Source organism: Allobosea sp. P1_A7, from assembly GCF_056406775.1.
This window is the reverse complement of record NZ_JBFTZN010000148.1, coordinates 17,184-28,126: the sequence shown is the minus strand read 5'-3', so window position 1 is coordinate 28,126 and position 10,943 is coordinate 17,184. Positions and strand designations below refer to the sequence as shown.

Below are 10,943 nucleotides of genomic sequence, written 5' to 3'. Positions count from 1 at the left end.
ATCGTCGACTGCCCCGATCCCAGCGCGCTACCATCGGACCACCCAGCCGCTTCCATGGCGCGTCTTGCAGGCAGCGGTGCCGCCTTCATCTGTTTCGCCGGGCGTTGCCTGCCTCCCGTAACGGATCCGAATCAATTGCAGGATGCCGTTTCTGCTGGCCGGTGACCCCGGATCCAAACAAGAAAGGCGGGTCGGCATGACTGCCGATCCGCCTCGCTGAAAGTATTGGATCTCCGACGCTGCAGCTTCGTGCGGCGTCGCGATTCCCGATCCGATCAGGTGTTCATCGAGTCGAAGAACTCGGAGTTCTGCTTGGTCTGCCGCAGCTTGTCGATCAGGAACTCGATCGCATCCTGCGGTCCCATTGGATTCAGGATGCGGCGCAGCACATAGGTCTTCTGCAGCACATCCTTCGGCGTGATCAGCTCTTCCTTGCGGGTGCCCGACTTCAGGATGTCGATCGCCGGGAAGATGCGCTTGTCGGCCACCTTGCGGTCAAGCACGATTTCCGAGTTACCGGTGCCCTTGAACTCTTCGAAGATGACTTCGTCCATGCGGCTGCCGGTATCGATCAACGCAGTCGCGACGATGGTCAGCGAGCCGCCTTCCTCGATATTGCGGGCCGCGCCGAAGAAGCGCTTCGGCCGCTGCAGCGCGTTGGCATCGACACCACCGGTCAGCACCTTGCCGGAAGAGGGGACCACGGTGTTGTAGGCACGGCCGAGGCGCGTAATCGAGTCGAGCAGGATCACGACATCGCGGCCATGCTCCACCAGGCGCTTGGCCTTCTCGATGACCATCTCCGCGACCTGGACGTGGCGCGTGGCCGGCTCGTCGAAGGTCGAGGACACAACCTCACCCTTCACCGAACGCTGCATGTCGGTGACTTCCTCGGGCCGCTCGTCGATCAGCAGCACGATCAGATAGCACTCGGGATGATTGTTGGTGATCGACTGCGCGATGTTCTGCAGCAGAACCGTCTTACCGGTGCGCGGCGGCGCCACGATCAGGGCGCGCTGGCCTTTGCCGATCGGAGCGACGATGTCGATGACGCGGGGCGAGAAGTCCTTCTTGGTCGGATCCTGAACTTCCAGCCGCAGACGCTCGTCCGGATACAGCGGCGTCAGGTTGTCGAAATGGATCTTGTGCCGGATCTTCTCCGGGTCCTCAAAATTGATCGTGTTGACCTTGAGCAGCGCRAAATAGCGCTCGCCATCCTTGGGTCCACGGATCGGCCCTTCAACCGTATCACCCGTGCGCAGGCCGAACTTGCGGATCTGCGACGGCGAAACGTAGATGTCGTCGGGACCCGGCAGATAGTTCGAGTCGGAGGAGCGCAGGAAGCCGAACCCGTCCTGCAGCACCTCGACCACGCCCTCGCCGAGAATCTCGGTTTCCTTGGCGGCCAACTGCTWGAGGATGGCGAACATCAGCTCCTGCTTGCGCATCGTGCTGGCGTTCTCGACCTCCATGCCTTCGGCGAAGGCAAGAAGCTCGGTCGGCGATTTGACCTTGAGTTCGTGAAGCTTGATTTCCCGCATGGGGCACCCGGATCGTAAACGCCCCCACACGAATGGCGGAGGTCAGGGACTCAGTGGAGGGCTCGACAGGGCCTGGAAGGACCAGTGCGCAGGGGATGCGCACCATGAGCGTCTGCACCGGCAGCCAGCTCACGAACCATCGACAACAGGGAGGACGCAAAAAGTCGCGTTGCGCTTGATAGCTGGTTTCCCGTGGACTCTCAAGCCGGAAACGTCGGCGTCGCTCAGAACGGTTTGACGACGACCAGGATCACGATTCCGACCATCAGCAGTGCCGGCACTTCGTTGATGATCCGGTAATAGCGCGCCGACTTGTCGTTGCGATCTTCGGCAAAGGCCCTGACCCGTCCGACCAAGATGCCATGGATGGCGGAGAGGATGACCACGAGCAGAATCTTGCCGTGCAGCCAGCCACCCTTGAAGCCATAGATCGCCCAGGCGAGGTACAGACCCAGCACCCAGGTCACGATCATCGCCGGATTGATGATGCCCTTGAGGAGCCGGCGTTCCATGATCTTGAAGGTTTCGGACTGCACCGAGCCGGTCTGCGCCTCCGCGTGATAAACCATCAGCCTGGGCAAATAGAGCATGCCGGCCATCCAGGAGATGACCGCCATCACGTGAAAAGCCTTGATCCAGTCGATCAGCATCACTGCATCCTCATCATGACCTGACGGCCGCAATCAAGCGTTCGACATGAGCGATCGGCGTATCCGGCAGGATGCCATGCCCGAGATTGAAGACGAAGGGACCGGCGCCGAAGGAGGTACGGATCGCGGCGACCTCCCGTTCCAGCTCGGTACCACCTGCCCGGAGAAGTTGCGGGTCAAGGTGACCCTGGATCGGCGCCAGCGACTGGATCTGCGTCCGCGCAAATTCGCGATCGATGTCCGTCTCGAGCCCRACAGCATCAACCCCGGTCGCTTTGACATAGCTCGGAATCAGGCGGCCGGCCCCCCGGGGAAAGCCGATGACCTTTGCCTTGGGATGACGCGCCCGCACTCCGTCGACGATCCGCTTGGTCGGCGCAATGCACCAACGCATGAAATCATCTTCGCCAAGCGAGCCAGCCCAGCTGTCGAAAATCTGCACCGCATCGACGCCGCCATCGAGCTGAGCGTTGAGATGAGCGATGGACGCCATCACGATCCGGTCGATCAGCCGGGCRAATAGCTCCGGGTCTCGTGTGAAGAGTTCCTTCGCGGGACCCTGATCCGGCGTGCCCCGCCCAGCCACCATGTAGGTCGCGACCGTCCAAGGCGCCCCGCAGAAGCCGATGAAGGCGGTGTTGCCTGGCAGGGCAGCCTTGACCTTGCCAACCGTTTCGTAGACCGGCGCCAGCACGTCCTGGTCGATCTCCTCGTGGATCTCGCCTAGCCTCTTCGCATCGCCCACGGGCTCCAACCGCGGACCTTCGCCCTGGACGAACCAGAGCTTCTGGCCAAGCGCATGCGGCACGACGAGGATGTCGCAGAACAGGATCGCTGCATCGAAACCGAAACGGCGGATTGGCTGAAGGGTCACTTCGGTAGCAAAGGCGGGATTGTAGCAGAGCTCGAGAAAGCCACCTGCCTTGGCCCGGACCTCGCGGTACTCCGGCAGATAGCGTYCGGCCTGGCGCATCAGCCAGATCGGCGGCCTTGCCATCACCTCGCCCGAAAGGCTCCGCAGGAAAACCGGATCTTCGTTCGCCATGCCCACTCCGGTCAGCCGTTCAGGTCTGAATCTTAAAAGAATCTTAGAGAGATATTCTTTTGTTTTGACTCTTGGTCAGGGGCAAATAGCCCGGCCCAACTTTGTCCACAACCGGTCCACAGGGCGAGCCGATGTCGCAGGGTGGAATCGCCCGGGGAGTGGGGCGCCTTAACTGATTAGTAAGAAATCAGAATCGCGGCCGGGGCTGCCGATCGTTAAAATGATTCACGTGAAACATCGCTCCACGTGTCCCCAGGGACCAGCCTGTTGATGGAAAGAGGGAGTTATACAGTCGCGGTCCCGCGCTCCGCTCGGATGTACGGTTGTCCACAGCAGTCCCCATGACCAGCGTGACCCCTCATCGCGGTCAGCGCTGGGGGTCCCGGTCCAGGACGACAATTTGCATTGCGGATATGGCGCGCTAGAGGTTGCAACTTCGTTAAGCCCCGGGAGCCCACGTGGCGCGCAACTATTTTCATTTGCATCTGGTGTCCGATGCCACCGGCGAGACCCTGATTGCGGTCAGCCGGGCCGCCGCCGCCCAATATGAATCGGTCTCGGCCATCGAGCATGTCTATCCGCTGGTCCGCTCCGAGGCGCAGCTTGCCCGGGTCCTGGCGGAGATCGAATCCTCGCCGGGGGTCGTGCTCTACACGCTCGTCGAAGCGGAATGGGCCGAGCGGCTCGAGAAATTCTGCCAGGAACTCGGCTGCCCCTGTCTGTCGGTGCTGAACCCGGTGCTGTCCCTGTTCCAGTCTTATCTCGGCCAGGCGGGGTCGCCGCGGCCGGGCGCGCAGCATGTCCTCAACGCCGAATATTTCCGCCGCATCGACGCGATGAACTACACGCTGATGCATGATGACGGGCAGCTTGGAGGCGATCTGGAAAGCGCGGATATCATCCTCGTCGGCATCAGCCGCACCTCGAAGACACCGACCAGCATCTATCTCGCCAATCGCGGTATCAAGACCGCCAACGTACCGCTGGTCCCCCATGTGCCTTTGCCGGTCGAACTTGAGCGGCTGAGAAAGCCGTTGATCGTCGGGCTGGTCGCCAGCGCCGAGCGCATCGTCCAGATTCGACAGAACCGGTTGCTCTCGATGAAGGCGGATGATGAGACGCCCTATGTCGACCCTACAGCCGTGGCCGACGAGATCGCGCAGTCGCGCAAGCTTTGCGCCCGCAGGGGCTGGCCGGTGATCGATGTCACCCGGCGCTCGATCGAGGAGACGGCGGCAGCGATCCTCGACCTGCTGCGCGACCATCGCATGAAGTTCATCGCGACATGACGAAGAGGCCCTCTCTCTGGCGTGCAGCGGCGCCGCTGCTGCTTGCTTCCGGCAGTACGACCCGGGCTGGGATGCTGCGCGCAGCCGGGATCCCGGTGGACACCCTGAAGCCCGACATCGACGAGCGAGCCGCCGAGGCGCCGCTCCTCGCACAGGGTGTCGAAGGCGAGGCGATCGCGGCCGCGCTTGCCTGCGCGAAGGCGCTGCATGTCTCCGTGATGAAGCCCGGCCGCTTCGTGCTCGGCGCCGACCAGACGTTGACCTGCGAGGGCCAGATCTTTCACAAGCCCGAGAATCTCCCTGGCGCCGCCGCGCAGATCGCGACATTGGCTGGGCGCACGCATGAGCTTCATTCCGCCTTTGTGCTGGCGCGCGACGGCGAGATCCTGGCTGAAGGCGGGCAGACCGCACGACTGACGATGCGGCGGCTCGAGCTCGATTTCATCGCGACCTATGTCGAACTTGCTGGCCCGGCGATCCTGACCAGCGTTGGCGGCTACCAGCTCGAGGGCCTTGGTTCCCAGCTCTTCGCTGCCGTCGAGGGCGACCATTTCACCATTCTCGGCCTCCCGCTCCTTGCCGTACTCGAGGCCCTGCGCGAGCAGGGCGCTCTCGTCGATTGATCCGGACATCTGAATTCCATGACCCGTCGCTGTTTCGTCATCGGTCACCCGATCGCCCATTCACGCTCGCCGCTCATTCACGGCAGCTGGATCGCCGAGCATGGGCTCGATGGATCCTATGAACGCATCGATGTCGCACCGGCTGCACTCTCGTCGTTCATGGCCCGGGTGCGGAGCGGCGAATTCGTGGGCGGCAACGTCACAGTTCCCCACAAGGAGGCGTCGCTGCTGCTGGTCGATGAACTCAGCCCCGTCGCCCGCGCGATGGGTGCGGTGAATACGATCTGGCGTGACGATGGTCGCCTGTTCGGCGACAACACCGATGCTGCCGGCTTCCTCGCCCATCTCGACGCCAGCGTTCCCGGCTGGAGCGAGCGGGTCGCAACGGCTCTCATTCTTGGCTCGGGCGGCGCGGCGCGGGCGATCGGTTTTGGACTGAAGGCGCGCGGCCTCGAGCGGATCATCCTCGTCAACCGCAGCGCGGACCGAGCCATGGAACTTGCCCGGGCACTTGGAGCTCCGGTCGAGGCGCGGGACTGGTCAAGGCGTCATGAGCTGGTCGAATCGGCCGATCTGATCGTCAACACGACGGCGCTTGGGATGAACGGCAAGCCGCCGCTCGATCTCGATCTCACCAGGCTCCGCCCCGGCACGATCGTTGACGACATCGTGTACGTGCCGTTGCGGACGCCCCTGCTCGAAGAGGCGGAACGTCGCGGCGGTGTTCCGGTCGATGGCCTCGGCATGCTGCTGCATCAGGCCGCCCCCGGTTTCGCGCGCTGGTTCGGTGTGACCCCGAAGGTCACGCCGGCGCTGCGGGCCCGGCTCGAAGCCGATATCCTGGGCGCCTGATTCGCTGGGTGCCGCATGACCTTCATCCTGGGACTGACCGGCTCGATCGGCATGGGAAAGTCGACCACCTCGGAGATGTTCCGGGCCCACGGCGTGCCTGTCCATGATGCCGATGCCACCGTCCATGCGCTCTACCGGGGCAGGGCGGTCGCACCGATCGCGGCAGCCTTTCCGGAGACTGTAGTAAATGGGGCCGTGGATCGTGCCCGACTCTCCTCGATGGTTGTGGGCAAGCCCGAAGCCCTGCGCGCGCTGGAGGCGATCATTCATCCTCTGGTGCGGGAGGAGGAGATCGCTTTCATCAAGAACTGCATTGCAGCGGGGAGCGATATCGGGGTCCTCGATGTGCCGCTCCTGCTWGAGGTTGGAGGAGGGTATCGCTGTGACGCCGTCGTCGTGATCACGGCATCAGCCGAAGTGCAGCGCGCCCGCGTTTTGGCGCGTCCGGAGATGACGGCGGAGAAGCTGGACGCGATCCTTGCGCGCCAGATGCCGGATGCCGAGAAGCGCCGGCACGCTCACTTCCTGGTGGACACCTCGCATGGCTTGCTGGTGGCACAGAGGCAGGTCCGCTCTATCCTCCAGGCATTGGCCGGCCGTCCTGGCCGGAGCCGGCAAGAAAAGGCGTCCAGGCATGCGTGAGATCGTTCTCGATACCGAGACGACCGGCGTCGAAGCCAATGGCGGCGATCGCGTCGTTGAAATCGGCTGCGTCGAACTGGTCAATCACTGCCCATCCGGCCGTACCTTCCATCAATACATCAACCCCGAGCGGGCGATGGCGGAAGGCGCCTTCAAGGTCCACGGACTGTCCGATGCCTTCCTGGCGGACAAGCCCGTCTTCGCGGCCATTGCCGAGGAGTTTGCAGCCTTCATCGATGGCGCGCGGCTCGTCATCCACAACGCGTCCTTCGACGTCGGCTTCCTGAACATGGAGATGAAGCGTGTCGGCCGTGGCCCGATCGATCCATCGCTGGTCGTCGATACGCTGGCGATGGCGCGACGCAAGCATCCCGGAGCCTCGAACAGTCTCGATGCGCTCTGCCAGCGCTACGGCATCGACAATACGAGGCGCACCCAGCACGGCGCGCTGCTCGATTCGGAGATTCTCGCCGAGGTCTATATCGAGCTGATCGGAGGCAAACAGGCCGATCTCGGACTTGGCGTGGTCAGCGCTTCCGGTCCCGGCAACGGTCTCGCCGATCTTTCCGAGCGGCCGCAGCGCCAGCGCCCGCTCGCCCCCTGCCTCGACGAGGCGGCAATGGCCGCTCATGAGAGCTTCATCCTGACCCTGAAGACACCGCTCTGGAGCGGCTATCTCGGTCTGGCCAAGGAAAGCTGAGCCGCTTGTGGCGGCTCAGCTTCGGGTCGGTCAGCCGCGGCTACGATCGGCGCGCCGGGACATCATGTTGAGACCCTCGATCAGCGCCGAGAAGGCCATGGCGGCGTAGATGTAGCCCTTCGGGATATGGGCGCCGAAACCCTCGCCGATCAGCGTGGCGCCGATCATCAGCAGGAAGCCGAGGGCCAGCATCACGATCGTCGGGTTCTTTTCGATGAACTTCGCCAGCGGGTCGGCGGCCAGCAGCATCACCAGCACGGCGACGATCACCGCAATCATCATCACCGGGACATGCTCGGTCATGCCGACGGCCGTGATGATGCTGTCGATCGAGAAGACCAGATCGAGCAGCAGGATCTGGAAGATCGCAGCGCCGAAGGTCACGGTTGCCGCACGGCCGCCGTCGAACACATCGGGCCCGTGATTGACGTCGACCTTGTGATGGATTTCGGTCGTCGCCTTCCAGACCAGAAAAAGGCCGCCGGCGATCAGGATGAAATCGCGCCAGGAGAAGGCCTTGCCGAAGAGCGAGACGATCGGCTCCGTCAATTGCACGATGAAGGCGACGGTACCGAGCAGCGCGAGCCGCATGAACAGGGCAAGCCCGATGCCGATCTTGCGGCCGAGCGAACGTTGCTCCTCAGGCAGCTTGTTGGTCAGGATCGAGATGAAGATCAGATTGTCGATGCCGAGGACAACCTCCATGGCGATCAGTGCCCCGAGAGCCGCCCATACGGCGGGGTCGGCAGCAAGCGTCATCAGATGGTCCATCGGGTCTCCACATAGCAAAATGCGGACGCCGGATTGGCGCCCGCTTCAATGAATGTGGGAGATGGAGTTTGCCTTGCCGATGCGCAAGGCGTTGCGAAACGCGCGCGATTATTGATTGAAATGCAAGAAAGGGCCCGCGAGGGCCCTTTCGATATCGTCGGCTTGCGGAGGCGGCAGGCTCGCTCAGGCGTTGGGCGCCTGTGGCTGCTGGGCCTGAAGCTCCTGCATGCGCTGTTGATACAGCATCGCGAAATCGATCTGCGGAACATAGAAAGGCGGGAAGCCGCCGGTCTGGACCGCGTCCGCGATGATCTGGCGGGCGAACGGGAACAGCAGCCGCGCGCAGTCGATTACCAGAACGGGGTGAATATGCTCCTGCGGGATGTTCAGCAGCCGGAACACGCCGGCATAGCTGAGATCGAACGCAAACAGCGTCTCGTTGTTCAGGACGGCCTTGCCCTCGAGCTGGAGCACGGTCTCGTAATCGGTCTCCGACAGCGCGGTGGTCGAGACATTGACCTGCAGGGACATCTGCGGGCCCTGCTCGTTCTGCTGGCCGAGCGCGCGGGGCGCCTTCGGATTCTCGAAGGAGAAGTCCTTGGTGTACTGGATCAGGGCATTCATGCTCGGCTGAGCGTTCGCCTCGCTCGCGCCGTTGCCGTTGGGGATGTCGTTGGCCATCGGTCCCATCATCGTCTGGCAGGCTTTAATCGGGAAATCCCACGCCTTGCCGGCGCCCGGGACTGCGCACCGCTCCCCGGTGCAATGCTTGCGTCGGCTATCATGGAGCTTCCTCAGGCACAAGAAGCCGCCTTCACAAGCTCGGGGGTGGATGTTACGAGCCTTGATCACCATATCGCATGCGGCGGCCGGCCGACCGCCGCCGTTGATGCGAGGCGGTCACTGGGGTTCCGGATCAGCGTTCGATGCAAAATTCCTTCGACATGACGACTTTGGTCTTCCTGGCTCTGGCCGTTTTCGTCGCCTGGAAGCTTCGCTCCGTGCTTGGCCAGAAGACCGGCAGCGAGCAGCCGCCTAAGGATCCCTTCGCGCGGCGTGAGACGCCGCCGATGCGACCTGATCAGGCCGGCGCTCCCGAGGCCAAGCGCGACAATGTCATTCGCCTGCCGGGCGCAGCCAATGATCCCGCTGCGACAGCCGTTCCTGCGGCCGAGCGCTGGAAGGACATTGCGCCTGCGGATTCGCCGATCATTGCCGGCATCGAGGCCATCGTTCGCCAGGAGCAGGATTTCGACCCGAAGGGTTTCCTGCAGGGTGCGAAATCCGCTTACGAGACAATCGTCACCGCCTTTGCCCGCGGCGACCGCAAGGTCCTGAAGGGCCTCCTCGCCAAGGAAGTCTATGATGGCTTTGAGCAGGCGATTACCGACCGCGAGAAGCGCGGCGAGAAGGCGGAATCCTCCTTCGTCTCGATCGACAAGGCCGAGATCACCGCCGTCGACGTCAAGGGCAAGACCGCTCAGGTGACGATCGCATTCGTTTCGCAGCTGATCAGTGTTGTCCGTGATGCACAGGGCGTCGTGGTCGACGGCAGCGCCGAGGCGGTTTCGGAGGTCAACGATATCTGGACCTTCTCGCGTCAGCTCGGCAGCCGCGACCCGAATTGGCTTTTGGTCGCGACCGAAGCCGGCGCGTGACCCGTGGCCTCGGGCGCATTGCGCTGGTGGCCGCCATGTTGTCCGCTGCAATGACACAAGCGCCCGCCGGTCCGAGCTTGCCGCCCGGCGCCCGCGCAGAGGTCATCTCTCCCGGCGCAATACCGGGATGGCCGGATGACGATCACCGCATTGCGCTGACGATTTTCGCAGCTGGCTGCGCTGCCGATCCCCCGCTTCGGCAAGGCGTCCCGATCCCCGCTGCGCTCACCGCTGTCTGCGCCGAAGCCGGCAGGCTGACGGCTCGCGGGCCGGTCGACCGGACGGCGGCGCGTCGCTTCTTCGAGGAGCGTTTCAGTTTCTGGCGCATCCGGCCGAGCGGCGCCGAGGGCGGCTTCATGACCGGCTATTTCGAGCCGGAGTTCGAAGGCTCGCTCACCCCCTCCGTCCAGTTCCCAACGCCGCTCTATGCCCGCCCTGCCGATCTGGTGACGCGCCTTGCAGGCGACGCTTGGCCAGGGCTGGAACCTGCCTTGTCCGCCGCCCGCCGCACTCCCCGGGGCCTAGAGCCCTATCCCGATCGGACGGCGATCGAGAGTGGCGCACTCGACGGGCAGGGCCTGGAAATCGCCTGGCTGCGCGATCCGGTCGACCGCTTCGTGTTGCAGGTGCAGGGCTCCGGCCGGGTTCGGTTGCAGGACGGCAGGGTCGTCCGGCTGGTCTATTCCGGCCGCAACGGCCACGCCTATACCTCACTCGGCCGGGTGCTCAGCGAGCGCGAGAACATCCCGCCGGCCGAGATGACTATGGACAAGCTGGTCGCTCGGTTGAAGGCCGATGCCGGTTTTGCCCGGGACCTGATCCGCCTGAACCGCTCCTTCGTCTTCTTCGCCCGCAAGGACGACTTGCCGGCCGAGTCGGGGCCGATCGGTGGTGCGGGTTTGCCCCTGACGCCGCTGCGTAGCATCGCCGTCGACCGCGCCATCTGGCCCTACGGACTGCCGGCCTGGATCGATGCGACAATTCCCACCGGCAGCGGCGACATGGAGCGGCTGTCGCGCTTGATGATTGCGCAGGATACGGGATCCGCCATCGTCGGACCGTCGCGGGTCGACCTGTTCGTCGGTTCCGGCCAGGCGGCGGGTCATCGCGCCGGGCTGGTCCGCCATTCCTTTGACTTCACGGTTCTCTGGCCGCGGGCGGAGGCGCGCTGA

12 protein-coding genes are annotated in these 10,943 nt (G+C 63.8%); 7 read left to right on the top strand and 5 right to left on the bottom strand.

The genetic code is table 11. The features are described from left to right. Positions 1 to 275: 275 nt before the first annotated feature. The 3 genes from rho to hemE all read right to left on the bottom strand — a co-directional run bounded on the left by rho (position 276) and on the right by hemE (position 3,236). Positions 276 to 1,541 carry a transcription termination factor Rho gene (gene rho, locus AC1D34_RS23255; protein WP_476825453.1) on the bottom strand — a complete coding sequence of 422 codons (1,266 nt, stop codon included), beginning with the start codon at positions 1,539 to 1,541 and terminating at the stop codon, positions 276 to 278. Positions 1,542 to 1,765: 224 nt separating this feature from the next. After that, on the bottom strand, positions 1,766 to 2,191 hold the full coding sequence (gene hemJ / locus AC1D34_RS23250) for a protoporphyrinogen oxidase HemJ (protein WP_441492040.1): 426 nt from the start codon (positions 2,189 to 2,191) through the stop codon (positions 1,766 to 1,768). A 13-nt stretch (positions 2,192 to 2,204) separates the two neighbouring features. Continuing rightward, positions 2,205 to 3,236 (bottom strand): uroporphyrinogen decarboxylase, encoded by a 1,032-nt coding sequence (hemE, locus tag AC1D34_RS23245; RefSeq protein ID WP_476825452.1) that lies wholly within the window; start codon positions 3,234 to 3,236, stop codon positions 2,205 to 2,207. Between the two features lie 458 nt (positions 3,237 to 3,694). Between hemE and AC1D34_RS23240 the strand changes: the two genes are divergently transcribed. Genes AC1D34_RS23240 through dnaQ form a run of 5 tightly spaced genes read left to right on the top strand, consistent with a single transcriptional unit; the run spans position 3,695 to position 7,342 of the window. Then, positions 3,695 to 4,525: a pyruvate, water dikinase regulatory protein gene (locus AC1D34_RS23240; protein WP_441492038.1), complete on the top strand. Its 831-nt coding sequence runs from the start codon at positions 3,695 to 3,697 to the stop codon at positions 4,523 to 4,525. Beyond that, the gene (locus AC1D34_RS23235; RefSeq protein ID WP_441492037.1) at positions 4,522 to 5,148 is read left to right on the top strand and encodes a Maf family protein; all 627 of its coding nucleotides are present in this window, start codon (positions 4,522 to 4,524) and stop codon (positions 5,146 to 5,148) included. The genes AC1D34_RS23240 and AC1D34_RS23235 overlap by 4 nt, the downstream gene beginning before the upstream one ends. An 18-nt stretch (positions 5,149 to 5,166) precedes the next feature. Then, positions 5,167 to 6,000, top strand: a complete 834-nt coding sequence (locus tag AC1D34_RS23230; protein ID WP_476767847.1) for a shikimate dehydrogenase — start codon at positions 5,167 to 5,169, stop codon at positions 5,998 to 6,000. A gap of 15 nt (positions 6,001 to 6,015) precedes the next feature. Further along, a complete protein-coding gene (gene coaE / locus AC1D34_RS23225; protein ID WP_476767846.1) occupies positions 6,016 to 6,642 on the top strand; it encodes a dephospho-CoA kinase in 627 nt (208 codons plus the stop codon). Next, positions 6,635 to 7,342, top strand: a complete 708-nt coding sequence (gene dnaQ / locus AC1D34_RS23220) for a DNA polymerase III subunit epsilon (RefSeq protein WP_476775123.1) — start codon at positions 6,635 to 6,637, stop codon at positions 7,340 to 7,342. Before coaE ends, dnaQ begins: the two co-directional genes overlap by 8 nt. Before the next feature lie 30 nt (positions 7,343 to 7,372). Here dnaQ and AC1D34_RS23215 read toward each other — a convergent pair whose 3' ends face one another. Together AC1D34_RS23215 and secB are read right to left on the bottom strand one after the other, a co-directional pair. Further along, on the bottom strand, positions 7,373 to 8,113 hold the full coding sequence (locus AC1D34_RS23215; protein WP_476767844.1) for a TerC family protein: 741 nt from the start codon (positions 8,111 to 8,113) through the stop codon (positions 7,373 to 7,375). A 183-nt stretch (positions 8,114 to 8,296) separates the two neighbouring features. Further along, a complete protein-coding gene (gene secB / locus AC1D34_RS23210) occupies positions 8,297 to 8,794 on the bottom strand; it encodes a protein-export chaperone SecB (RefSeq protein ID WP_069878580.1) in 498 nt (165 codons plus the stop codon). A 245-nt stretch (positions 8,795 to 9,039) separates the two neighbouring features. Between secB and AC1D34_RS23205 the strand changes: the two genes are divergently transcribed. Next, positions 9,040 to 9,771 (top strand): Tim44/TimA family putative adaptor protein, encoded by a 732-nt coding sequence (locus tag AC1D34_RS23205; RefSeq protein WP_069878579.1) that lies wholly within the window; start codon positions 9,040 to 9,042, stop codon positions 9,769 to 9,771. Next, positions 9,768 to 10,943 (top strand): murein transglycosylase A, encoded by a 1,176-nt coding sequence (gene mltA, locus AC1D34_RS23200; RefSeq protein ID WP_476825451.1) that lies wholly within the window; start codon positions 9,768 to 9,770, stop codon positions 10,941 to 10,943. Before AC1D34_RS23205 ends, mltA begins: the two co-directional genes overlap by 4 nt.